The 24,423-nt window shown below is 62.1% G+C and carries 22 protein-coding genes and 1 pseudogene; 10 read left to right on the top strand and 13 right to left on the bottom strand.

From position 1 onward, the window contains the following. Positions 1 to 137 precede the first annotated feature (137 nt). Complete coding sequence (locus B0G74_RS27880) at positions 138 to 1,448, top strand: MFS transporter (protein ID WP_132378337.1); 1,311 nt, start codon at positions 138 to 140, stop codon at positions 1,446 to 1,448. 9 nt (positions 1,449 to 1,457) lie between these two features. On the opposite strand, the pseudogene B0G74_RS27885 reads toward B0G74_RS27880, so the two are convergent. Further along, a pseudogene (locus tag B0G74_RS27885) lies at positions 1,458 to 1,665 on the bottom strand (FCD domain-containing protein); the annotation flags it as partial. A gap of 161 nt (positions 1,666 to 1,826) precedes the next feature. Next, on the bottom strand, positions 1,827 to 2,513 hold the full coding sequence (locus B0G74_RS27890) for a GntR family transcriptional regulator (RefSeq protein WP_132378339.1): 687 nt from the start codon (positions 2,511 to 2,513) through the stop codon (positions 1,827 to 1,829). A gap of 219 nt (positions 2,514 to 2,732) precedes the next feature. On the opposite strand from B0G74_RS27890, the gene B0G74_RS27895 reads away from it, so the two are divergent. Further along, positions 2,733 to 3,275, top strand: a complete 543-nt coding sequence (locus tag B0G74_RS27895; RefSeq protein ID WP_132378341.1) for a DUF488 domain-containing protein — start codon at positions 2,733 to 2,735, stop codon at positions 3,273 to 3,275. Between the two features lie 45 nt (positions 3,276 to 3,320). Then, positions 3,321 to 3,935, top strand: coding sequence for a uracil-DNA glycosylase family protein (locus B0G74_RS27900; RefSeq protein WP_132378343.1), 615 nt, complete (start codon positions 3,321 to 3,323; stop codon positions 3,933 to 3,935). Between the two features lie 36 nt (positions 3,936 to 3,971). Here B0G74_RS27900 and B0G74_RS27905 read toward each other — a convergent pair whose 3' ends face one another. The 6 genes from B0G74_RS27905 to B0G74_RS27930 all read right to left on the bottom strand — a co-directional run bounded on the left by B0G74_RS27905 (position 3,972) and on the right by B0G74_RS27930 (position 10,035). Beyond that, positions 3,972 to 4,661 (bottom strand): substrate-binding domain-containing protein, encoded by a 690-nt coding sequence (locus tag B0G74_RS27905; RefSeq protein ID WP_132378345.1) that lies wholly within the window; start codon positions 4,659 to 4,661, stop codon positions 3,972 to 3,974. A 14-nt stretch (positions 4,662 to 4,675) separates the two neighbouring features. Next, positions 4,676 to 5,359: a 4-carboxy-4-hydroxy-2-oxoadipate aldolase/oxaloacetate decarboxylase gene (gene ligK / locus B0G74_RS27910; RefSeq protein ID WP_132378347.1), complete on the bottom strand. Its 684-nt coding sequence runs from the start codon at positions 5,357 to 5,359 to the stop codon at positions 4,676 to 4,678. A gap of 2 nt (positions 5,360 to 5,361) precedes the next feature. Then, on the bottom strand, positions 5,362 to 6,387 hold the full coding sequence (locus B0G74_RS27915; protein WP_132378349.1) for an amidohydrolase family protein: 1,026 nt from the start codon (positions 6,385 to 6,387) through the stop codon (positions 5,362 to 5,364). Between the two features lie 107 nt (positions 6,388 to 6,494). Then, positions 6,495 to 7,583 carry a porin gene (locus B0G74_RS27920; RefSeq protein ID WP_132378351.1) on the bottom strand — a complete coding sequence of 363 codons (1,089 nt, stop codon included), beginning with the start codon at positions 7,581 to 7,583 and terminating at the stop codon, positions 6,495 to 6,497. Positions 7,584 to 7,698: 115 nt separating this feature from the next. Then, entirely contained in the window at positions 7,699 to 9,000 is a 1,302-nt protein-coding gene (locus tag B0G74_RS27925) for a dicarboxylate/amino acid:cation symporter (protein WP_132378353.1), read from the bottom strand. A 171-nt stretch (positions 9,001 to 9,171) separates the two neighbouring features. Beyond that, positions 9,172 to 10,035: an amidohydrolase family protein gene (locus B0G74_RS27930; RefSeq protein WP_132378355.1), complete on the bottom strand. Its 864-nt coding sequence runs from the start codon at positions 10,033 to 10,035 to the stop codon at positions 9,172 to 9,174. A gap of 132 nt (positions 10,036 to 10,167) precedes the next feature. Here B0G74_RS27930 and B0G74_RS27935 point away from each other — a divergent pair, with 132 nt between their 5' ends. After that, positions 10,168 to 11,091: a LysR family transcriptional regulator gene (locus tag B0G74_RS27935; RefSeq protein ID WP_132378357.1), complete on the top strand. Its 924-nt coding sequence runs from the start codon at positions 10,168 to 10,170 to the stop codon at positions 11,089 to 11,091. A 44-nt stretch (positions 11,092 to 11,135) separates the two neighbouring features. On the opposite strand, the gene B0G74_RS27940 is transcribed toward B0G74_RS27935, so the two are convergent. After that, positions 11,136 to 12,647: a GMC family oxidoreductase gene (locus B0G74_RS27940; protein WP_132378359.1), complete on the bottom strand. Its 1,512-nt coding sequence runs from the start codon at positions 12,645 to 12,647 to the stop codon at positions 11,136 to 11,138. Positions 12,648 to 12,702: 55 nt separating this feature from the next. After that, entirely contained in the window at positions 12,703 to 13,722 is a 1,020-nt protein-coding gene (locus B0G74_RS27945; protein WP_132378361.1) for a Gfo/Idh/MocA family oxidoreductase, read from the bottom strand. 175 nt (positions 13,723 to 13,897) lie between these two features. Here B0G74_RS27945 and B0G74_RS27950 point away from each other — a divergent pair, with 175 nt between their 5' ends. The 3 genes from B0G74_RS27950 to B0G74_RS27960 all read left to right on the top strand — a co-directional run bounded on the left by B0G74_RS27950 (position 13,898) and on the right by B0G74_RS27960 (position 16,453). Beyond that, positions 13,898 to 14,761, top strand: a complete 864-nt coding sequence (locus B0G74_RS27950) for an AraC family transcriptional regulator (RefSeq protein WP_132378363.1) — start codon at positions 13,898 to 13,900, stop codon at positions 14,759 to 14,761. A 457-nt stretch (positions 14,762 to 15,218) separates the two neighbouring features. Beyond that, on the top strand, positions 15,219 to 15,959 hold the full coding sequence (locus B0G74_RS27955) for a 3-oxoacyl-ACP reductase family protein (RefSeq protein WP_132378365.1): 741 nt from the start codon (positions 15,219 to 15,221) through the stop codon (positions 15,957 to 15,959). Between the two features lie 308 nt (positions 15,960 to 16,267). Beyond that, positions 16,268 to 16,453, top strand: coding sequence for a hypothetical protein (locus B0G74_RS27960; protein WP_115101509.1), 186 nt, complete (start codon positions 16,268 to 16,270; stop codon positions 16,451 to 16,453). 41 nt (positions 16,454 to 16,494) lie between these two features. Here the strand turns inward: B0G74_RS27960 and B0G74_RS27965 are convergent, their stop codons facing one another. Further along, complete coding sequence (locus B0G74_RS27965; protein WP_165923932.1) at positions 16,495 to 17,526, bottom strand: NAD(P)H-quinone oxidoreductase; 1,032 nt, start codon at positions 17,524 to 17,526, stop codon at positions 16,495 to 16,497. Positions 17,527 to 17,677: 151 nt separating this feature from the next. On the opposite strand from B0G74_RS27965, the gene B0G74_RS27970 reads away from it, so the two are divergent. Next, positions 17,678 to 18,562 (top strand): LysR family transcriptional regulator, encoded by an 885-nt coding sequence (locus B0G74_RS27970; protein ID WP_132378367.1) that lies wholly within the window; start codon positions 17,678 to 17,680, stop codon positions 18,560 to 18,562. Positions 18,563 to 19,646: 1,084 nt separating this feature from the next. Here B0G74_RS27970 and B0G74_RS27985 read toward each other — a convergent pair. Continuing rightward, on the bottom strand, positions 19,647 to 20,531 hold the full coding sequence (locus B0G74_RS27985) for a bifunctional helix-turn-helix transcriptional regulator/GNAT family N-acetyltransferase (RefSeq protein ID WP_132378369.1): 885 nt from the start codon (positions 20,529 to 20,531) through the stop codon (positions 19,647 to 19,649). Positions 20,532 to 20,840: 309 nt separating this feature from the next. On the opposite strand from B0G74_RS27985, the gene B0G74_RS27990 reads away from it, so the two are divergent. Continuing rightward, positions 20,841 to 22,094 carry a D-amino acid dehydrogenase gene (locus B0G74_RS27990; protein WP_132378371.1) on the top strand — a complete coding sequence of 418 codons (1,254 nt, stop codon included), beginning with the start codon at positions 20,841 to 20,843 and terminating at the stop codon, positions 22,092 to 22,094. Positions 22,095 to 22,191: 97 nt separating this feature from the next. Next, positions 22,192 to 23,352, top strand: a complete 1,161-nt coding sequence (locus B0G74_RS27995; protein ID WP_132377191.1) for an IS30 family transposase — start codon at positions 22,192 to 22,194, stop codon at positions 23,350 to 23,352. 131 nt (positions 23,353 to 23,483) lie between these two features. Here B0G74_RS27995 and B0G74_RS28000 read toward each other — a convergent pair whose 3' ends face one another. Then, positions 23,484 to 24,350 carry an isocitrate lyase/phosphoenolpyruvate mutase family protein gene (locus B0G74_RS28000; RefSeq protein ID WP_132378373.1) on the bottom strand — a complete coding sequence of 289 codons (867 nt, stop codon included), beginning with the start codon at positions 24,348 to 24,350 and terminating at the stop codon, positions 23,484 to 23,486. Between the last annotated feature and the right edge of the window lie 73 nt (positions 24,351 to 24,423).

The raw sequence follows: 24,423 nt of genomic DNA on the forward strand, positions 1-24,423 counted from the left end.
GTGACTTTAGCCCACCACGTTTTGAACGTGTAGACGCGCCGGACAAGACAAGAGCCGCACTCGACGGCCGCGGCGCGCACCGCACTCCCACTCCGTTTCTGAATAGAGCACTGCTCGATACCTCCCAGGAGGAGACAATGATTTCCGAACTCGAAAGCCGGGTTTCCCGCAAGCTCATGCTGCGGATCATCCCGTTTGTGATGCTGCTGTATTTCGTGAGCTTTCTCGACCGCGTCAACGTGGGTTTCGCCGCGCTCTCGATGAACAAGGCCATCGGCCTTTCGCCGACCGCGTTCGGTCTCGGCGGCGGCTTGTTCTTCATCGGCTACTTCCTGTTCGAAGTGCCGTCGAACCTGATTCTTCACAGGGTCGGCGCGCGCCGCTGGATTGCCCGCGTGATGGTGTCGTGGGGGATCGTCTCGTTCGCGTCGGCGTTCGTGGTCGGGCCGAACAGCTTCTACGCGCTGCGCTTTATTCTGGGCATCGCCGAAGCGGGCTTCTTCCCCGGCATCATCCTGTATCTGAGCCTGTGGTTCCCGTCGCGGCAACGCGCGGTCGCGGCGGCATGGTTCATGGCGGCCGCGCCGATCTCCACCGCAATCGGCTCGCCGCTGTCCGGCGCGATCATGAAGCTGCCTCCGATCGCCGGACTTGCCGACTGGCAGATGCTCTACATCCTCGAAGCGGTGCCCGCGATCATTCTCGGCTTCTTCGTGTTGAAGTATCTGACGGACACACCGGCGAAAGCGCAATGGCTTCAACCGGAAGAACGCGAATGGCTGATCGCGAAGATGAAGATGGAAGCGGAGGCGAAGCAGTCCCATGCGGGCCACACCGCCGGCGCGCTGAGCGCCCTGCGCGACCCGCGTGTGCTAGCGCTCGCACTCATCTACTTCGGCACCTCGGCGGGACTGTATACGCTCGGCTTGTGGGCGCCATTGATCATTCGCCAGTATGGCTTCGGGTCGTTCGAAACCGGTCTGCTAGCCGGCGTGCCGAGTGTCCTCGCGGTGGTGGCCATGATCCTGTGGGCGAAACACTCGGATCGTACCGAAGAGCGCACGTGGCACGTCGTCATTCCGTGCGTCGTCGCATGCCTCGGCTTCGTCTTCGCCGGTGGTGCGACGACGGCGCTGATGATCATTCTGGCGCTCGTGATCGTGAACATCGGCATCAGTGCGGCCAAGGCGCCGTTGTGGGCGATGCCCAGCATGTTCCTGTCAGGCGCCGGCGCGGCCGCGGGAATCGCGATGATCAACTCGGTCGGCAATCTGGGCGGCTTTGTGGGTCCGTTCGTGATCGGCTGGCTCAAGAACGTGACGGGGGGATACTCAGCGGGCCTGTACGTAGTGGGCGCCACGCTGGCCGTGTCCGCCGTCGTCACGCTGATGCTGAGCCGGCAATCGAAACAGACGGCGGTCGCGGTCGAAGAGCGGCACGGGCACTGAGGTCATCCATCAAACCGACGCCTCGCCAACCGCCTGCTGCAGTAATTCCGCCGCAATATCAGCGACCCGGGCCACATGAGCGGTGGCCGCATCGCGCGCTCGCTGCGCGTCGCGGGCGCGGATCGCATCGAGAATGCGGTTCATCCTCCACGGCCTGGCGGCCGCGGTCGTCGGAGGCGATTGTCATCGCGCGCAAACGGTTGATTCGCGCATTGAGCTTCAGGCATGTTTTCGGCAATGGAGGGACAAGCGCGTTCGCTTGTGCGGCGCAACATGCCTACGCGGGATTTGTCAGGGGAGAACGCTTTGCCGGCGGAATCTGCAAAGCAAAAGGCCCGCCGATTGGCGGGCCTTGGTGTGAACGGCGTGGAATGTGGCTCAGGCGTCGCCCGTGGGCTCGCCTGGCTGCGCGAGCGTGCTCAGCGCCAGTTCGGCGGTCCGCTTGATGTGCGCGGCCGACGCGGCCGACGCCGCGTCGCCGTCACGCCGCTCGATCGCGTCGAGCAGCTTGTTCATCTCGCGATTGGACTCGCCGCCGCGCCCCGGCGTGGCAATGGTCAGCGCGCGCAAGCGGTTGATGCGCGCGTTCAGCGTTTTGACGACAGCGAGCGATACGCGCTTTTGCGCGCCCTCGAACATCGCTTCGTAGAAACGCTCCGTGTAGTCGAGCACGCGCGGCAGGTCCTGCTTCGCGAACGCGTCTTCGATCACCGCGCGAATCTCTCGCAACTGCCGAACGAGTTCGGGCGTCGATTGCTCGGCGCACGCGCGCGCGGCATTGGCTTCGAGCAACCCGCGCAGCTCGTAGATTTCGCCCACCTGTTCAGGGTCGAGCCGCGCAACGATCGGCCCTTGCCGCGCGACGATCTCGACCAGCCCTTCCGTCTCCAGATGTCGCAGCACTTCGCGCACGACGGTGCGGCTCACCCCGAGTTCGTCGCACAGCGTGCGTTCGACGAGCCGCGCGCCTGGCCGGAAATACCCTTGCACTATCGCGCCGCGTAGCTTGTCCAGCGTGAGTTCGCGCAGTGTCTTGGCATTGCGGTCGATTCTGAGGTCTGACATGGGCGGCAAAAGAGAAATGGACGATGGCTGTGCCGCGTACTCGATACGCCGAGGCACGCGGACTGGAATGCCATATTATCGTTCATCTCGTCTTCATGCCTGTCGGGCAGGCTTTGCCGCCGCGGATTGCAAAACCTCCGAGCGCGGCGGATGGTTGACCTTTAGAAACCCAGGCTGTACACATCACAAAATGGACGCCACGGTTTCGGAGAGGTATCGATGAGCCGCCCTTTTTTCACGATTGGTCATTCCAACCGTCCACTGCCCGAATTCGTGGGTCTGCTGAGAGAGGCGGAGATCGCGACGCTGATCGATGTGCGCAGCATTCCGCGCTCGCGAACCAATCCACAGTTCAATCGAGATACGCTACCGGATGCACTCGCGCCGGAGCACATCGATTACGTGCATCTTGCCGAACTGGGTGGACGCCGCAGCAGGCGCAAAGACGAAGCGCCGTCGCTCAATGCGTACTGGACCCATCCAGCGTTCCGCAATTATGCGGACTATGCGATGAGCGACGTTTTCCGCGCGGGTCTGACGCAGCTTCTCGCGCTCGGCCATCGGCACCGCTGCGCGATCATGTGCGCGGAGGCGGTCTGGTGGCGCTGCCACAGGCGTATCATTACGGACTACCTGCTGCTGCACGACGAAACCGTGCTGCACATCATGGACGCGCGTCACACAACCATTGCGACGATGACACCGGGCGCGCAACCTCAACCCGACGGCACGTTGATCTATCCGGCTCAAACCACGACCTGAGCCGGCACACGACTCGGCTGCCCGTCAGCTGTACTGCCCGACTGCATGACTGTCTCTACGAAACCCACATCGCTCGATATCCTGCTGCGCGAGATTCGCGCCTGCACACTCTGCTCGTCCGTGCTGCCGCACGCCCCGCGGCCGGTGCTGGCGGCATCCGAGCAGGCGCGCATTCTGATCATCGGCCAGGCGCCGGGCGCGCGGGTGCATGCGTCCGGCGTTCCATGGAGCGACGCGAGCGGTGCGCGGTTGCGCACGTGGCTCGGCGTCGACGACACCACGTTCTACGACGGTTCGAAATTCGCCGTCGTGCCCATCGGCTTCTGTTTTCCGGGCCGGGGCCCGAGCGGAGATTTGCCGCCACGGCCCGAGTGTGCCGAGCGCTGGCACAAGGAGTTGCTCGGGCACATGTCGTCGGTCCAGCTCACGCTGCTGGTCGGGCAATACGCGCAGCGATTCGGACTGGGCAAGGCGTTTGGGCCGACCTTGACGGACACGCTCGTCCGGTGGCGCGAATTCGGCCCACAGGTCATGCCGCTGCCGCACCCGTCGCCGCGCAACATTGCCTGGTTCAAACGCAATCCGTGGTTCGACGCGAGCGTTTTGCCGACGTTGCGCGAGCGTGTCGCGGCGGCATTGGCGACTCCTCGCGCGGCCTGACATCCGAGGGCCGTCGGATGGTGTTGGTTACCCCTTTCATGCCGGCTCCATGCCGTGACGAAGCTTGGCGAAGCGTGCCTCAGAGGATGCCAGAAACGAGAGCACTGTCTTAGCGGCATCTCTCTGTCTGGATGCGGTGCATATGGCAGCCGCAAAGACCGTGACGATCTGGACTTCGTGAGGCAACGAGCCGATGACATCGATTCCCGGCAGGTGCATTAACTCGCTCAACTGCTGAAAACCCAGCTCGACTTCCCCGCGTGCGACGAGCGTACCCACCGGCACGCCGGGCGGTGCCTGCACGACGCGCGGCGCGATCGTTTCCGCAATGCCCCAGCGCTCGAACAAACGGCTCAGGTGCGAACCGCTCGGGCCCGTTGAATAGCCGATACTGCGCGCCGCCAGAATCGTTTCTCGCAGCGCGGCTTCAGTGCCGACATCGGGCCGCGGTGCGCCGGCTGCCACTGCGATTGCGACGCCCGAACGAGCTAGATCGACCCGACTGGCCGGCTCGATCCGGCCGGCTGCTGCAAGCCGCTCGATCGCGTCGGCCGCGAGCACGACGATATCGAACGACTCGCCTTGCTGGACGCGCTGGGCCGCGGCCACGCCGCCGACCGACTCGACGGCCACCCGCCGCCCCGATACCCGTTCACATTCTTCGACCAACTCGGCGAGCACCTGGCGTGTGGCCATCGACGAGATGCAGGTGAGCTGCTCACTCATGGTTTCTCTGCCTCTCAATCGATGTAACGCAGCCCAGCCTGTTTTAGCGGCTCGCGCATGCTGTACATATCGAGGCCGAGCACACCCGAAGCCAGCTTCGCACGCTTCTCGCCTTCGTTGGCTTCGCGCGCCGCCGCCTTGTCGAGCATCTTCCGCGCCGACGCAGCGGGGACCACCACCACGCCGTCTTCATCCGCGACGACGACATCGCCCGGATTCACCAGCGCCCCGGCGCATACCACCGGAATGTTCACCGAACCGAGCGTCGCCTTGACCGTCCCTTTGGCCGAGATCGCCTTGCTCCACACCGGGAATTTCATCTCCGTCAGCACGCTCACGTCGCGTACACCGGCGTCGATGATCAAACCCTGCGCGCCGCGCGCCTTGAAGCTCGTCGCCAGCAGGTCGCCGAAATAACCGTCCGTGCAGTCCGCCGTGACACCGGCGATGACGATATCGCCCGGCTGGATCTGTTCCGCCGCGACGTGCAGCATCCAGTTGTCGCCCGGTTGCAGCAGCACCGTGACGGCCGTGCCGTGGGCGCGCGCGCCGGCATGGATCGGGCGCATATATGGCTTCAGCAGACCGACACGACCCATTGCCTCGTGCACGGTGGCGGTTCCGAGCGCCCCGAGCTTCGCGGCGACGTCGCCATCTGCCCGCTGGATGTTGCGATACACCACACCTAGTTCATACATGATCAATGTCCCTTCGTCTTCAATGCCGCATCGAGGCGCGGATAGACGCGGCGTGCATTACCTTCGTAGATCCTGTAGCGCTCGTCCGCATCGATATGCGCGGCCTCGATGTAGCGTTTCGTGTCGTCGAAATAGTTACCCGTCTCCGGATCGATGCCGCGCACGGCGCCGATCATCTCGCTCGCAAACAGGATGTTGTCCACCGGTATCACGCGCGTGAGCAGGTCTATGCCCGGCTGGTGATACACACAGGTGTCGAAGAACACGTTGTTGAGCAGTTGGTCTTTCAGCAAGGGCTTCTTCAGTTCCTGCGCGAGTCCGCGAAAGCGTCCCCAGTGATAGGGCACCGCGCCGCCGCCGTGCGGAATCACGAACCGCAGCGTGGGGAAATCGCGGAACAGGTCAGACGTGAGGCACTGCATGAACGCGGTCGTGTCGGCGTTCAGGTAATGCGCACCGGTCGTGTGGAAGCACGCATTGCAGCTCGTGCTCACGTGGACCATCGCGGGAATGTCGTATTCGACCATCTTCTCGTAGATCGGGTACCAGTAGCGATCGGACAGCGGCGGGCTGGTCCAGTGACCGCCCGATGGATCCGGGTTGAGATTGATCGCCACGTTGCCGAACTGCTCGACGCATTTGACGAGTTCGGGAATGCAGGTGGCGACATCCACGCCGGGGCTTTGCGGAAGCATCGCGGCCGGGATGAAATGATCGGGGAACAGCTGGCTCACACGGAAGCACAACTCGTTGCAGATCGCTGCCCACGTACTGGAAACCTGAAAATCGCCGATGTGATGCGCCATGAAACTCGCGCGCGGACTGAAGATGGTGAGGTCGAGCCCGCGCTCGCGCATCAACCGCAACTGGTTGCTCTCGATCGATTCGCGCAACTCATCGTCGCTGATCTGCAACTCGGAGACCCTGGGCATTTCCGAAGGATTGTTGATGCCCGCGATCTGGCGGTTGCGCCACTGCTCCAGCGCCTTGGGCGCCGTCGTATAGTGGCCATGAATATCGATGATCATCGTAGCTCCGAACAACTAAGTAAATTACCAGCGCAATGGCTCAGTTCAACTGCCATGCGCCGCTGACTTCGCTAACGAGCCTTATTCGGCCGCGCAGTCGCCTCGCTTCAAAACGTATGCTGCATGCCGACACCGTATGTACTTCCGGACGGATTGGCGGTCAGCTTGTCGTAGGAATACACCGCATACACATACGTGCGCTTGGACAAAATATGGTCATAGGCAATGGAGCCCGTATTGCGCACGTTGCTATGGTTCGACGGCGCGCTGTGTTTCGTGCGCGCCCATTCGGCAAGGATCAGGTTCGACGGAGTCAACGGTACGGAAACCCCCAGCTCATACGTATGTGAGCCGGTCTCGACGTCGTTGTTGCTTGTCATCTGCGCGGCCCCGTAGAGCTTGACGAGCTTTGCATCGTACGCAGCGCCTGCGAGATAGAGATATTGACCGCTCGACGGCGCGACCGCCGCCGTTCGTACGCGCTGCGCCGAGAACACCGCCGTGAGCGGCCCGTTCGCATAGGTCAGATGCAAACCGATGTTGTCCTTCCCCTGTTGACCCGTGGTGCTGCTCACGCCGTAGATCACGGTGCCCGTGAGACCGCCGTAGTTGGGCGAAACGTACTCGACGGCGTTTTGCCAGACCGTGTCGCCGATCTGCGTATTGTTGTAGCTCGCGGTGTACGACTGCACGATCAACGGCGAAAACACCACGGACGAACCGAACGGGTTGACGAGTTGCTGGTTGTAATACGTCGGATTGGTCTGCTCCCCCACTTTGAACGAGCCATAGGCGCCAGTCAGGCCGACATAGGCATTGCGCGAAAACAAACCATCCGTGGTGTTGCGTCCCATCTGCCCGGTGTTCGGTCTGAAAAAACTCTCGAGAACGAAGATCACCGCATTGCCGCCACCGAGGTCTTCGCGACCGCGCATGCCCCAGAACGATGTCGTCATCCCTCCGCCGCCTAGCTGCACCGTGCTCGCACGCGTCGTGCTCAGTTTTGAACTGTCGATATACATGCCGATGAGTCCATATAGCTGAACGGAAGACGATGGAGTCGCCGCTGCACCCGCTGTCGCCGATGAATCGTCTGCGTGCGCGACACCGACACCGCCTGCCGCGAACAATGCCGTTGCCACGCACGCAGCGTTGAAATCCGCTCGCCCGAGCAATCCTTTTTTATTCACTGACATCTTGCTTTCGCCTCCAAACCAGTTTGTTTTTTTCGCGCGAACGCCTCCCGCTGCGTGCGCGAGTAGCGCACGCAGACAGCGAAACACACGAGGGATTTTGTTTGCGGCTAACCGGTCATTCGGTGTAGCGGCGCGACATTTCGGCGCTCAGTTTCGAGCGGTCGAGCTCGTGCTCCCATGCCGAAACCACCAGCGTGGCGACACCGTTGCCGATGGTGTTGGCGATTGCGAGCCCCGTTCCCATGAAGCGGTGAATGCCGAGGATCAGAACCATCCCCGACACCGGGATGATCGGGAAGACCAGCAGCGTCGAGGTCAGCATCACGAAGGCCGCGCCGGCCACGCCGCTCGCGCCTTTCGACGTGAGCATCGCCACGCCCACGAGCGTGAGTTCCTGCGTCAGGCTGAGCTCGATGTTGAATGCCTGCGCGATGAACAACACGGCCATCGTCAGATAGATGTTGGTGCCGTCGAGATTGAACGAATAGCCGGCCGGAATCACGAGACCCACCACCGACTTCGAACAGCCGAGCCGTTCGAGTTTTTCGAGCATCTGCGGCAACGCGGCCTCGGACGAACTCGTGCCGAGCACGATCAGGATTTCCTCGCGGATATAGCTCAGAAAACGCAAGATGCTGAAACCGAGCAAGCGCGAAATCACGCCGAGCACCACCAGCACGAAGAAGGCGAGTGTCACGTAGAACGCGCCGATCAGCTTGAGCAAAGGCACGACCGCGCCAATGCCATAGGTGCCGATCGTGAACGCGATCGATCCGAACGCGCCGATCGCCGCGACCTTCATGATGATATGAACGATGCCGAAGAACGTCTGCGCAAACCGGTCGATCATGCGAACCAGCGGCCGGCCGTATTCGCCCGTAGCCGCGAGCGCGGCGCCGAACAGCACGGAGACAAGCAGAATCTGCAGCACATTGCCGCTCGAGAATGCGCTGAACACGGTGTCGGGAATGATATGCATCAGAAAGTCGACCGTATTCTGTTCGTGCGCGGCAGTCGTGTATCCGGCGAGCGCCTTGGTATCGATCGTCGCGGGATTCAGATTGAAGCCGCTGCCGGGACGAAACAGATGTCCGGCCACGAGGCCGATCACGAGCGACAGCGTCGATACGACTTCGAAGTACAGCAGCGCCTTGCCGCCCACGCGCCCGACTTTCTTGATATCGCCCATGCCCGCAATGCCGGTGACGACCGTGCAGAAGATGATCGGGCCGATCACCATCTTGACCAGCTTGATGAATGCGTCGCCGAGCGGCTTCATCTGCACGGCGAGCGACGGTGCGAAATGACCCAGCAGCACGCCGAGAAAGATTGCGAGTAGCACGTGAAAATACAGCGCGCGATAGAAAGGCTTCTTCGCGCTGCGCGCGGGCGATGTCATGACGGCGCTATCGTTCATGACGCCGCTCGCAGATGAGCCGCAAGGGCCGGGTGGCAATGCATATCGATCATGGTTGTCTCCTGATTGGAATGGTGGGCGGAAAGCCGGTCATTGCCGGACTTCCGCCTGGCTGCCATTCTGGATGTGGCAGTTCAAACGTGAGGGCAGCGGGTCAAGCGAACCGATCGCTCAGAATCCGTAAAGCCGTGCCGGGTTCGTGACGAGCAATTGTTCGCGCAGCGCCGCGTCCGGACAGAAGCGGAACAGCAGATCGACCAGTTCGCCGTCGTTCGGCATGTCCTTGCTGATGTTCGGATGCGGCCAGTCGGTACCCCACAGCACGCGGTCGGGGGCCGCTTCGATCAGCGCGTGCGCGAACGGAATCGCATCGTCGAACGGACGGCGGCCCGCGGACACGCGCTCGGCGCCGCACACTTTGACCCATGCGAGCGGATTGCGCATCAGTTCCAGAAGCTGGCGGAACGGTTGCTGATCGACGCCGGCTTCGGCGCGTACGCGGCCCATGTGATCGATCACGAACGGCACCTTGATGCGCGCGATCCGCTCGACGTATTGCAGGATGTCCTGCGCATCCAGATGCAGCACGACGTGCCAGCCAAGGCCCTCGATACGCTCGAGCACCCGGTCGAATACGTCGAGATCGGGCGCGCCGCCCAGATGCGCGACGAAGTTGAAGCGCACGCCGCGCACGCCGCGCGCGTCGAGATCGGCCAATTGTTGGTCAGTCACGTCGCCGTCGACGATCGCGACGCCGCGATAGCGTCCATTGCCGCGCGCAATGGCGTCCAGCATCGCCGTATTGTCGGTGCCGTGGCAGCTCGCCTGCACGATCACGCCGCGGCTCGCGCCGAGAAAATCATGCAGCGCGACGAGGCGCTCGAACGGGGCGTCGGGCGGCGTATAGCTGCGGTCCGGCGCATAGGGAAATCGATCGGCGGGGCCGAACACGTGGCAGTGCGCGTCGCACGCGCCGGCCGGAAGGTGCTGAGCGGGTCGAACGGGATGGGGATCGGGAGGCAAGCAGGATTTCATGGAGCGTCGTCTCGATGTCATGCCGCGTGGCGCGGCTTTGTACGGGTTGGATGCATTGTGGCGGCGATGATGGATGGGTACAATCGCCATATTGAACTAGCTGATATGTGAATTTCACATGACTGGCCGACAATGGACCTGAAGCAGCTCGAGGCATTCGTTCACGTCGCTGAACTCGGCAGCTTTACACGTGCCGCGATTACGCTGGACACGAACCAGCCCGCCTTGAGCCGGCTCGTGCGGCATCTGGAAGTGGAATTGCGCCATACGCTGCTCGAGCGCACCGGTCGCGGCGTGACCTTGACGCCGGCCGGCCAGCGCATGCTCGCGCATGCGAAAGGTATCCTGCAGCAGGTGCAGCGCGCCTCACAGGATCTGGACGAGTTGCACGGCGCAGTCGGCGGTCATTTCGGCATCGGCATTACCCCCAGCTTCGCCAGGGTCGCCACGCCTGAACTCGTGCGTGACTTTCGTTCGTCGTTTCCCGGCGCGACGATCTCGGTGGCTCAAGGCTTGTCCACCTATCTGATCGAATGGCTGATGATGGGCCGCATCGACGTCGCGGTCCTGTACGACACCTTCGATACGCCGTTGATCGACAAGCGAACCATCTTTACTGAAGAGCTGTTTCTGATCGGCCCGGACACCGGCGATGCACTCACGGAGGCAGCGCGCGAGCCCACGACAACGATTACGCTGCGCGAAATCGTGCGCTATCCGCTGGTCATCCCCGGCCGCATGCACGCGATCAGACGGATGGTCGAGGCGGCCGCCGCGGAACAGGGCGTCAGATTGCGGATCGAACTGGAAGTGGATGCGGTGACTTCGATTCTCGATCTGGTCAGCGAGGGCATCGGGTATGCGGTGCTGTCGCTCAATGCGACCACGAGCGATGTTCTCAAGCGGCGCTTCCAGGTGATCCGCATTACCGAGCCGACGCTTTTCAGTCGGCTTGCGATCGCGACCAGCAGCAAGCACACGCTGTCACAACTTGCCGTCCAGTCGATCGCCATGCTCGAATCGAAAATTTTGCCTCTCTACGGGAATGCGGCCTGACTGGGCGTTTGTGTCTGCATCGCCATCAATTTGTTTGTGCACGCCTAGAACGTTCCCAGCCGCTCGCGCAGATACTGACCGGTCCGCAGCGCCTGCGCGGCGATAGTTAGCGCCGGATTGAGCGCCGCCGACGACGGAAAGAACGAAGCGTCGACGACCAACAGATTCGGGTGATCGAATGCGCGACACCAGGGATCGAGCGGCGCGAGGGCGGGATCGTCGCCGAAGCGCACGGTTCCGCACTGATGCGACGGCGTATCGATCCCGAACGGCCGGCTCAGCACCGCGCGCATACCGATCCGCCGCAGCAACCGCTTGCTGCGCTCGACAAAGCGCGCGTGCGGGGCCATGTTGGTGCGTTTCCAGTGCAACTCGACGCGCCCGTCGGCCAGTGGCCGCACGAAGCTGTCGGGATGCGGCAGATCCTCCGACATCGCGAGCCAGTCGACGCTGTGACGCGCGAGCCACGCGGCGCCCCAGCGCGGCAGCGACGGCCGCGCGGCGCGGATCATCGGTTCGCTGACGTTGCCGAGCATCTGCAGATTGCCGAGCGGCGCACGATCGTCGTCGCAACCGAAGTAGAAGTCGTTGAGCGAGAGCGTCTTCGTGAAGCGCGTGTCGTTGACGGTCCACGGCAAGAGGCCCATCAATGCGGTTGTGTTGTGGTTCATGTAATTGCGCCCCACCATGCCCGACGAATTCGCAAGGCCGTTCGGATGCCACGCGTTCGCCGAGCGCAGCAGCAGCAAAGCCGAATTGATCGCGCCAGCGCTGAGTATGAAGAGCGGTGCGCGCACGACGCGCGGCTCGCCGCCGGCGTCGAGCTCGATGCCGACGATCCGCTTGCCCGCGCCGTCCGTGACGAGACGCGTCGCACGTGCGCCGGTCAGCAGTGTGACGTTCGGATCGCGTAACGCCGGATCGATCAGGCAACGCTCCGCATCGCCCTTCGCATCGACACGGCACGGAAACGCGTCACAGGTGCCGCAGCGCACGCACGCGCCGCCTGGCCGCAGGTCGATCGCCGAGGGCATGTGGAACGGCCGCAGCCCGGCCTGCGTCAGCCGCTCGGCGAACTGGCCGATCAGTGGCTCGTGCGGGACCGGCGGAAACGGATACGCGGACGAGCGCGCCGGCTCGGTCGGATCGTCGCCGTGGCGGCCGTGCACACCGAAGAGGCGCTCGGCCTCGGCGTAATACGGCTCAAGATCGGCATAGCGGATCGGCCAGGCGGGCGAGATACCGTCCTCGTGCTCGGCCGCCTCGAAATCGCGTTCGCGGAAGCGGAACATCGCCGTGCCGTAGAACTTCGTGTGCCCGCCGACGAAGTAGTACTGGCCCGGGCTGAACGGCCGGCCCATCCCGTCGACCCACGTTTCGCGCGCACGATAACGGCGTTCGACGAACACGGCCTCCGGATCCGTATTCTGCGGCTCGCGCGCCAGCCGTTCGCCGCGCTCGACGATCAGCACGCGCGCGCCCGTGCCCGCGAGGCTCAGCGCGACCGCCCCGCCGCCGACACCCGAGCCGACGATCACCACGTCGTAGTCCCTCATCGCGCGTTGCCCTCACACCCGGTGTTCGAATCCGCTCCGGTCATCGACGCCCCCTTCAGAGCCCGGCCTGCACACGCGTGCGCTCACCGCTTCGCACCGCTTGCCGCACCGCGAGCGCGGCGGCGAGCGAGCGCACACCATCCTCGCCGGTCGCAGCCGGCTGCTCCACGCCGCGGCTCATCACCGCCGCATTGAACCGCGCGAGCGAGCGTTCGTAGAGATTGTGATGAACGACGGGCACGGTGCGCTCACCGGTCGCGTCGCGCACGATCACTTCGCCGACCGGGCGTTGCGTCATCACGTCGCGGCCGATCAGTGAGCCGGCGGTGCCGTGGATCTCGATGCCGGTGCCCGCGTATGCGACCGTGAACGCGTCGTGCAGTTGAACGAGCACGTCGTTGTCGAAGCGCAGCACGGCCATCACGCCGTCGTCGACGCCTTCGGACGCAAGCGATGGCGGCGGCGTCATCGCGACCGCCTCGACCGGCTCCGCGTCGAGGATGAACCGCAGCGTATCGACGTCGTGCACGGTGATGTCGAGAATCACGCCCGCGCCCGCGGACGGCTGCGCGATCCGCCAGCCCTGCAGATGCTCGGGCAGATGCACCGCATGGAACACGCGCGCGTAGAGCGGCCGGCCGATCGCGCCGTCGCGCACGAGTTGCCGAAGCGCGAGATGCGTCGCGGCGTTGCGCAGATGATGGTTCGTGCCGAGCACGACGCCAGCGCGCCGGCAGGCGTCGACGATTGCGTGCGCGTCGTCGAGCGTCATCGCGAGCGGCTTCTCGCAGAGCACGTGCTTGCCCGCGTTGGCCGCCGCGATTGCCTGCGTCGCATGAAGCTCGTTGGTCGTGCTGATATACACGGCGTCGATGCCGGGATCGGCGAGCAGCGCGTCGAGCGACGTGCAGCTCTTCGCGATCCCGTGCGTCGCCGCGTAGGCTTCGCCGCGTGCACGATCGCCGCTCAGCACCGCCGCCACCGCGTTACCCGGCTGCGCGCGGATCGCGTCGATCATCCATTCGTGCGCGATCGTGCTCGCGCCGATCAGTCCCCACCGCAGTTCGTGTCCCATCGTGACTCCCGGTCCGTGCGGCCCACCGTGGGCCCGCATCGCATGCTGGACAGAGATTAGCGACGTAACGCGCGCAGCGGTATTGCAGAGACCGCTAGTTTTGGCACAATTGCCGCATCGCGACCGCGTCAGGCCGCACGATTGGCATCATCGCCACGTTCCGAGGGCTTCGGTCATGCGTCCCTTATTCGAACAGGTCAACATTCCGCTCGATCAGTCATGGACGCTATTCGACCGCCGGTTGCCCGCGTTTCCGTTCAACTGGCACTACCACCCCGAGTTCGAACTGACGCTGACGCTCAATAGCGTCGGCGAGCGCTTCGTCGGCGATCACATCGAGCATTACGGCGACGGCGATCTCGTGCTCGTCGGCCCGAACCTGCCGCACGCGTGGCAGTCGCGCGAGCGCCTGCGCGACGACGCGCCGCATCGCGCGCTCGTCGCGTGGTTCACGCAGGCATGGGTCGACACGCTGCACACCCACTATGTCGAGTTCGCGCCGCTGCGCGCGTTGCTCGCCGAATCCGTGCGCGGGCTCGCGTTTTCAGCCGACGTCCGCGCGCAGGCCGCGCAGCGCCTTCTCGCGCTCTGCGACGCGCCGCCGGCCGCGCGCTGGCTCGGACTCGTCGAGGTGCTGCTGCAGCTCGCCTCGGATACGCAGCGCCGCTCGCTCGCGCTGCAGGGTTTCCTGCCCGTCGACAATCCGCGCGACCGCGCGCGGCTCGAGCGCGTGATGTCGTTTCTGAACGCACACTATGCGGAGCCGATCCGGCTCGCGACGCTCGCCGAACTCGCGGCGATGAGCGAAAGCCAGCTGCAACGCTTCTTCAAGCGCTGCACGCGGATGACGATCAGCGACTACCTGAACCAGTTGCGAATCGGGCGCGCATGCGCGCTGCTGATGCAGCCCGATCGGCCGATCGGACAGATCGCGGCCGAACTCGGCTACGGACAGGCCAGCTACTTCACGCGGCAGTTCCGCGCGACGAAGGGCATGACGCCGATGGCGTTCCGGCGCAAGTACGAAACGCGGGAGTGATGCGCAAGCAGACAACCGTCGCTGATGCGGACGGGAATGCCGCGACATAGGAACGCCGCGAGTCCGGTCGAATTTCCGTCAGCCGCCACTATCGAGTTCGCCTCCGGTTCACGCGCCTAAACCCGCTCCCCATAGACTTCTGAAATCAACTGCGTCACGTGCGTCACCTGCGTCCAGCACCATTGCACGCCGGGGTTATAGCGGCCGTTCATTTCGCCGTTTGGCCCTCCCGCTATGCCCGAGAGGCATGCCCCTCTGCATACAAGGTCTTTGCCGCACCTTCCACGGAAACTTATAGTCGTTGCACCACCATGGATCAAAAGTGGCGCTACGAAGAAGTTCGTCGGTTTGGAGCAGGGCAGGCTCCGCTTCTAAAAACGGTCCGGGCAAACACAAGGGTCAATCATCAACTGGATTAGCGACGCGGTGAATCGCGCACAAAACCTTAGGAAAAAACATGTCTAAGTTAGCTCAAAAAGTGGCACTCGTTACCGGTGGTTCACGCGGCATCGGTGCGGCAATCGCGAAACGTCTGGCGGCGGATGGAGCGAGCGTGGCCTTTACCTACGCGAAGGACGCCAGCGCGGCCTCGGCCGTGGTCAAAGAGATTGAACTCAAAGGCGGAAAGGCGATTGCGATCCAGGCGGACGCTACTGACGTCGAAGCTGTCGAGGCTGCTGTCGAGAAAGCTTTTGCGACATTCGGCCGGCTGGATGTGCTGGTGAACAATGCCGGCACGGCCATTCCGAAACCGTTCGAAGACACGACGCTGGAGGAGATGGATAGAGTGATCGACATCAACGTGCGCGGCGTATTCGCTACGACCAAGGCTGCGCTCAAGCACCTGAGTGATGGAGGCCGGATCATCATGATCGGTTCGGCGGTCGGCGAGCGTGCCATTGCGCCCGGACTGGTGCCCTACGCAGCCACGAAAGCAGCGGTCAGGATGTTCACACAGGCGCTTTCCAGAGAGGTGGGAGGCCGGGGCATCACGGTCAACAACGTCCAGCCGGGGCCGATCGATACAGACCTGAATCCCGCCTCAGGCGATTGGGCGGTGCCGCAGAAGGCCGCCACAGCACTCGGCCGCTACGGACGCGCCGAGGAGATCGCCGCAATGGTAGCGTTCGTCGCCGGCCCGGAGGCCTCATACATTACCGGGGCGAATCTTACGGTGGATGGCGGTATGAACGCGTGAGCCTGGGCACATATTCAGCCTGCGGATTTGAAGAAGGGCGACGTCCGTACGGACACTACGGGGAGTCCATCAGCTAGCGGAGCCGGCGCTCCATTGAAGACCCGCCATACATCCATCGTCCTTCAACGACGCGCAGAGAGTCGTAGAATATTGTTATGGGTCGTTTTCCGGCGCCCTCCTCGACGCCGGACCGAAAAGGCTGACCTCGCCCGACGTGATCGACGATGCGAACCGGTGCTTGGCCGTCAGGAACTGGCGAGCCGCGTCTACGAGATCGAGCCGGTCGACCTTTAGTTCAAGGAGACGACATGAACGCAGTGTGCCCGCTGCACGGGCCAACGAAAATCATCCGCACGAATGCGTACGGGTTTCCGGTCTACGCGTGCTGCTGCGACGACGTGACCTACGTAACGCCGCCGGACGCGTGTACGAGAGCGCCGACGCAACGCGGGCGTGACCCGCAACCCGAACAACCGAAGACGAGGAAAGAATGATCTGCCGGGCACCTGCCGCCGAGGTGGCGGCAGGCCAGACTTCAGCCAATAAGATCGGCACCTGTCGTTAGGACGATCTTCCCAAAGTGTGTGCCGGAATCAATCAGCTCGTGAGCGCCGCGAGCGTCGGCAAGCGCAAAGGTCTTGTAGACAACCGGCTTGATCTTGCCGCTCTCGATGTGCGGCCAAACCTGCCGCTCCAATTCGTTGATGATCGTCGCCTTGTCCGCGGATGTGCGCGACCGCAATGTCGAACCCATATGCGTGAGACGTTTCGTCATCATCGGCACGACGTTGAGATCCTTCGCCGGCCCCTTGATCACGCCCACCTGGAGGATCCGTCCGTCCATGGCCGCGGCGTCATAATTTCTGGCCACGTAGTCGCCGGCAATGATGTCGAGGATCACGTCAACGCCTTTTCCATCGGTAAATCGCTTTGTTTCGGCGACGAAATCGTCGTCGCGGTAATTTATCGCGAGATCCGCGCCTAGCGCCAGGCTGGCCTCCCGATGCGCCTGCGAGCCAACTGTCGTGATGATTTTCGCAGCGCCGAATACCTTCGCCAGCATGGTCGCCGTGGTACCGATGCCTGACGCGCCGCCGTGGATCAACACCGATTCGCCGGCAACCAGCTTGCCGCGCTGGAACAGGTTCAGCCATACCGTCATCAACGTTTCGGGCATCGCCCCCGCTTCCACCAACGTCAGGCCTTTGGGGATAGGCATTGTGTTGCAGGCGTGCGCGACGGCATATTCCGCGTAGCCGCCGCCGGGAATCAATGCACACACCAGTTCGCCGACCCGGAATTGGGACACGTCGGCGCCGACGGCAACCACCTGACCTGCCACTTCCAGCCCCGGGATATCAGAAGCGCCGGGGGGCGGATCATACAGCCCTTTGCGCTGGAAAACGTCTGGGCCGTTCACGGCAGCCGCGTGGATGCGGATCAGAACCTGATCGGCGGCCGGCATCGGCACCGGGCGTGTGGTCGGCACCAGGACCTCAGGACCGCCGGGCTGTTTGATCTCAATGGCCGTCATGGACGACGGCACGCGATAAGTTGAAGCAGACATGGATACCACTCCTTCTATGGGTGAGGCTCGACTGATCCGGGCGGATCGTTGAACGAGGAACTCTTGCGTTCAGTATAGGGCTCGACATTGATGAATATGCGCAGCATTATTCACACTGTGAGATGCAAATTTGCATCAGGAGGGCAGCACGATGAACTGGGATGACGCGCGTGTGTTTCTCGCGGTGGAGCGCGAAAAAACGCTCCGTGGAGCGGCTAGGACCCTGAATCTCGATCAGGCGACGGTCGGCAGACGGATTGCGGCACTGGAGCATGCCCTACGCGCCACGCTCTTCCTGCGCACCTCCGAGGGTTACGCGTTGACCGCCGCAGGCGAGGCCGCGCTGAGATCAGCGGAGAAAATGGAACAGTCCGCACACGAACTCGTCAGACGAACTCAAGGCACGGATACACGGCTTGCGGGGGACGTAAGAGTCACCAGCACCGACTCGATCGCGCTCGACTTCCTGCTTCCCGCCATCGAACGCCTGCATGCTGCGCATCCCGAAGTGCGCGTGCTGCTGGACACGTCGACGCGCATGCTGAATCTGGCAAAGCGTGAAGCGGATATCGCGGTCCGGTCGGTCAAGCCGGAAAATCCCGATCTTGTCGCGCGGCGCCTGGCTCGCTGGCCCATGGCGCTCTTTGCATCGAATGCTTATCTCGAACAGCACGGCAAGCCCGCAACTGGCTCCGCATTCGCGGGCCACGATCTCGTCGTCTATCAGGGAAACTGGACCGGCAATCGCTCACCGACTCTTGCTGGCGAGCCGATACACGCGGGGCGCATCGTATCGACCTTCAATTCCAGCCTCATGTTGCGTACCGCGGTAAAGGCGGGCATCGGCATCGGTGAGCTTCCGATACATCTGGCTGAGCACGACGGCCTCGTGCAGATATGGCCGGAACCCCCACGTGGAGCGGTCTACGAAATCTGGCTCGTCACGCATCAAGACCTTCGGCATACCGCGCGCATCGCAGCAATGATCGACGGCATCGTCTCCGCGTTCGAAGAGCACACAACCCACAAAAAATAGTCACGCACGACCCGTGCAGCGGCGATTGTGTGTCGCCCGCTATCGCGCGATCTGAATGCGCCTGCCTTTTGTCCGGTATTCTTCTGCGTCTGCGAATATCCTGGATTACGCTATTTTTGCTACGCGACTTAAAGCGTGACTGACTCACGAAGTCACAATTGCGCGGACTTTCGTGCACCTCTTCTGCACGTGCCTGCCGACACCAAGCTAAAAATAACCGCTTGGTGAAGCGTTTCCCCATTTAATTACTTTGGCCAACGCCGAGGCTTTTTCGCATCTCACGCGGGAATAGCCGACCGCATCGAGGGCCCCTCTTTCATTTATCGCTCGTTTCCGCAAACGGCGGAAGCCGGGAATCACTGCGGCGATTTTCAATTTCATTTGTTTGAATTGGGCACCTCATTCCGCGAGGCAACAGGCAGCGGCGCGCTGTGATGTTACGCGCCTGACTGGGTGACAAGGAGATGACCATGAAGATCAGGCATCTAAGCATTCTGTCTGCAACCGCCGTTGCACTTCTCTTGCTCAGTGGCGCCGCGCAGGCCGACGACCACGGCGGCCACGGCGGCCCCCGCAGCCTTTGCTAGAACGCAACCCTCAGGGGACCGTATGGGTTCACCGGTCACGGAGAAATTCTTGGCTTGATAGGACCGGATAACGCGGTTCATCCGTACGCCGCTACGTCGATCCTCGATGACGTCGCTTTGGTGACGTTCGACGGCACAGGCGGTTTTACGCGCACCGAGGTCTACGGCTTCCGCTAATCGCTTTCCGGATGATGGGTTCACGCTGGCTCGCTATGGCGCTTTTCATGATGGGCGCCAAGCCCGAGCCTGGGCGCAGGTTTTTCATCTTTAAAGCGTGCGCTTTCTCGGGATGATCCTGTTGCTTTCCCGAGCGATTTCAATGGCGGGTGGGATTGCCCATACACGCGACAGGAAAATCACGCCCGGTCTGCGTGTCTTTCTCGACTACTTCCGAACCCTCAATTTGCCCTTATGTCAATCGCGCACGGCGGCACGCTAAGCCTCGCTCCTGAACACAGATCTCTGACACCTGCTCCGAGAATGGCGTGCAAAATTTTTCAGACCAGTCGCTTTTCAAACCAGTGATGGGCATACGGTTCCGCGCTGAATGCATCGACCTCGACGTATCCGGATTGCCGGTATAGCGAGATCGCCTCGCGCAGCGTTCGATTTGTCTCCAGGCGAATAATGCGCACTTTGGCCTGCCGAGCCCGTTTCTCCGCCTCGACGATCAACCGGCGGCCTACGCCCATGCCGCGAGCGGAAGGACTCACCCACATTCTTTTAAGTTCGGCCGGGGACTTCTTATGAAACTTCAGCGCGACGCAGCCGATCGGGCTTCCATGGAGTCTCGCGACGATCAACGCGCCTTTCGGCGCCGTCAGTTCACGGGCATCCGCCGACAGGCTCATGGACGGGTCGAATCCTGCGTCAAAGCGCTCATCGAGTTCGCCGAAATATTGTTCGAAGCACCACCGTGCGTCATCGCTATCGGGCTCCTCAAGCGCAAAATTCACGAGAGATGCTTGTAGCAAACGCTCGACCTCAGACATGGCCGCGACCAGTCTGCGACGTTGCTCATCGCCGAGCGGTTCGAGCGCGCGTAAAGCGACCGCGTCAGAGAGGCGTTCGAGTTCAGCCCTCTCCGTGAGGCCCTCCTGAGTCAGGCAAGCACGGCGCACCCGGCGGTCGCCTGGATGAGTGAGGACAGTGACAAGTTTTTGCCGTTCGAGAGAGGCCAACGTGCGGCTGACATAGCCTGAATCAAGATTGAGCCGCGCGCGAAGAGCACGAATGTCCGCACCTTCGACACCGATCTCCCATAGCAGGCGTGATTCACCCATCGGGCGGCCCCGTCCCAGGAAATGGTCATCGATAGCGCCAATGCTTTCGGCGACTATGCGGTTAAAGCTGCGGATCTGGAGAATGTCGGATGCGTCCATATCTCTGACTTTAGTCAGAGATATGGAATCCGTCAACATCAAGTTACCTGCAAAAGCGTCCCGCTAGCCATGCGGGTTCCAGACGGTCCGAACCCAAACAGAAATCGCATACTATTCAAATGATCACGCTCTGAGTGCCGCGCCACTGTCCGATCTCCGCCCGTTCATTCAGCGCCCGCAAAACAGGAGAACGCCGACAATTGCAACAACGGCGCATCATTCATACTCTGCACCTGCACCTGCACCTGCACCTGCACCTGCACCAGAATCAGAATCAGAAATGAACAGTCTTTCGTCAAGGAGGCGTCGATGCGAATCTTGATTCTCGGAGCAGGCGTGGTCGGTGTCACGAGCGCCTGGTATCTGGCGCGTGCCGGTCATGAGGTGGTGGTCGTCGATCGCCAACCCGCTGTTGCGCTCGAAACAAGCTTCGGCAACGCCGGCCAGATTTCACCGGGCTACGCGTCGCCGTGGGCCGGGCCGGGCGTACCCGCCAAGGCCGTCAAATGGCTGCTGCAGAAGCATCCACCTCTGTCGCTCCAACCGGACGGCACCCTGTTTCAGATGCAATGGCTGACACAGATGCTGGCTAACTGTACAAAAAAGCGCTATGCCGTCAACAAGGCGCGCATGGTGCGGCTTGCCGAATATAGTCGCGACTGCTTCATGGCGCTGCGCAACGATACCCATATCACGTACGAAGGTCGCCAGCAGGGCACGCTGCAAGTCTTTCGCACGCAAAAACAAATGGACGGTACCGCCAAGGACATCGACGTTCTGAAGGAAATGGGGGTGTCTTATGAGTTGCTGTCGCGCGACGAACTGGCTCGCGCCGAACCGGCGCTGGAGGGCTCAAAGAATAGACTCGTCGGAGGCCTGCGTTTGCCAGGCGATGAAACCGGCGACTGTCATGTGTTCACCACCAAACTGGCCGAGATGGCGCAAGCGCGCAACGTGCAGTTCCTGTTCCAGCGCGGCATCGATGGCCTGGTCGTCGAGGGCGGCACGCTAAAGGGCGTACATTCCAACGGCGAAACATTGACTGCGGACGCTTGTGTCGTGGCACTCGGCAGCTATTCCACTGCACTGCTGCGCGACCTGGTTAGCATTCCGGTCTATCCCGTCAAGGGCTATTCAATCACTGTGCCAATTACCAACGCTGCCCAGGCACCGGTCTCGACCATTCTCGACGAAACCTACAAAGTCGCGATCACCCGCTTCGAGGATCGAATTCGCGTGGGGGGCATGGCTAATCTGGTGGGCTTCGATAAGGAACTGCACGGCACCCGGCGCGAGACGCTGGAATATGTTGTCACCGACCTGTTCCCGCATGCAGGCGACGTGACGCAAGCCAGCTTCTGGACTGGCCTGCGGCCGATGACGCCAGACGGCACGCCGATTATCGGCCCGACCGCGATCAAGGGCTTATGGCTCAATACCGGCCACGGCACGCTGGGCTGGACCATGTCCTGCGGTTCGGGACAACTGCTGGCGGATTTGATGTCGGGCGCAACGCCGGCCATCAAATCCGACGATTTTGCGGTCAGTCGCTACAGCAGCTAACCGGACGCTCGCACTAAAACCACGGGCCGGAGTCGCCGGCGGATTCAACCGGTCGATGCAACACCTAGAATCTGCGTGAGCAGCGGAGGTGTTGCAAATGAAACAGCGACCGAGAATTCATTACTCCGAGACTCAGAAAGCGCTGATGTGGGACCGATGGCGCAAGGGCGACACGATTCATCAGATTGCCAAACTGTTCGATCGAGGCCATTCTTCGATTCAGCGGATACTATCGGAGACCGGCGGAATCCAGCCGCCGCAAAGGCACCGCGCGCCACAGGCATTGACGCTGGCAGAGCGCGAGGAGATTTCCCGTTCTCTGGTGTCGGGATTATCGATCCGGTCGATAGCGGCCAGGCTGGGACGCGCTCCTTCCACTATAAGTCGCGAGTTGCAACGCAACGGGGGCAGCCAAGGCTATCGGGCAAGCCAGGCGGACGCGATTGCCTGGGAGCGGGCACGTCGGCCGAAGGTCTGCAAATTGGTGCAAAACCAGACGCTGGCACGAGTTGTCGCTGCGAAGCTGAAGCTGCAGTGGTCCCCTGAGCAGATTGCTGGTTGGCTCAGACATGCGTACGCGGTCAACAAGGACTATCTGGTGTCGCACGAGACAATCTATCGGAGCCTCTATATTCAAGCTCGTGGCGCCCTGAAAAAGGAATTGCTCGAGCACTTGCGACGCTCCCGAACCATGCGCCGATCCCGTCATCACACACTGAAAACCGAGGACCGCACGAACATTCGCGACGCCGTGTCGATCAGTGAACGTCCCGCTACGGCGGAGGATCGGGCAATACCCGGGCACTGGGAAGGTGACTTGATTTATGGCAATGCTACCAGCCAGATTGCGACTCTCGTCGAACGTCAAAGTCGATTCGTGATGCTGGTGAAAGTAGCCAGCAAGAATTCTGAGGCTGTGGTTGACGCTCTGATACGACACGTCAGCAAGTTACCCAGGGAACTATATAAATCGCTGACCTGGGATAGGGGCTCGGAAATGGCCGACCACAACCGCTTTACCGTCGCTACAGACATTGAGGTCTATTTCTGCGATCCTCAACACCCTTGGCAACGCGGTTCGAACGAAAACACAAATGGGCTTCTGAGGCAATATTTTCCTAAGGGTACCGATCTCTCCGTCTACTCGCAGGCCAGACTGGATGCCGTAGCAAGGCGGCTCAACGAACGTCCCCGAAAAACACTAGACTTCGACACCCCGGCTGAACGATTTAACCAAATCGTTGCATCGACCGGTTGAATCCGCCCCCCACTTCTGCGGTTCGGCCCGGATTCACCCCAAGGGCCGCTTCCAAAGCTCAACGTCATTCCTGTGCCCGTCTCAGTTGACGGGTGTCACTCGCAATGGTTTTCCGCGTTGCGCAACAGCGGCTACTTGTACAACTCCGACTCCGCCATCAGGGCCGGCGTACCAATAACCTCATTGATGCCATCGAAATCGAGCATCCGGTCTCGCCACGGCGCGGTCGTCCCGTGGGCATGCAGGCAGCCATAATAGCCCTGTAACGTATGCGTCACCGCGCGCGCCGTGCCGCCAGGAAAGATCACGATACGAAAGCCCAGTTGCGTGAGCGTCCGTGCATTCTGTATCGGTGTCTTGCCGCCCTCGACCATATTCGCAAGCAGCGGCACGCGGCCAGCGAAGCGCTCGCACACGGTCTCCATCTGCTCGAGTGAGCGCAACGCCTCAATGAACAACGCGTCCGCGCCCGCTTCCAGATAACGCTCGGCACGCTCGAGCGCAGCGTCCAGCCCTTCGACAGCCGCCGCGTCGGTGCGCGCGAGAATCAGCGTATTGGCGCTCACCCTTGCATCCACGGCCGCCCGCAGTTTGCCGCACATTTCGCCGGCGGGAATCACCGATTTGCCATCGAGATGCCCGCAGCGCTTCGGGAATGTCTGATCTTCGAGCTGGATCATCGCAGCGCCGGCGCGCTCGAAGCCGCGCACCGTGCGCTTGACGTTGAGCGCGTTGCCGAAGCCAGTATCGGCATCGACGATCACCGGCAACGCGACACGCTCGGTGATGCGCGCGAGCGTATCTTCGACTTCGGGAAACGTCGTCAAGCCGACATCGGAACGCCCTAACCGCGTGTACGCAATCGACGCCCCAGACAGATACAACCCTTCGAAACCAGCCTGTTGCGCGACCAGCGCGCTCAACGCATCGAAGACGCCAGGCGCGAGCAAGGCGCCTTGGGCGAGAAGTGTCTTCAGTGGTTTGATTTCGGTCGCCATGATTTTTATTCCTGCAGTTCAAAAAGGCAAAAAGGCCGATTGCGCGCGACCACGCACGCGCAACGTGGCGCGC

Source organism: Paraburkholderia sp. BL9I2N2 (genome assembly GCF_004339745.1).
Lineage (GTDB): Bacteria > Pseudomonadota > Gammaproteobacteria > Burkholderiales > Burkholderiaceae > Paraburkholderia.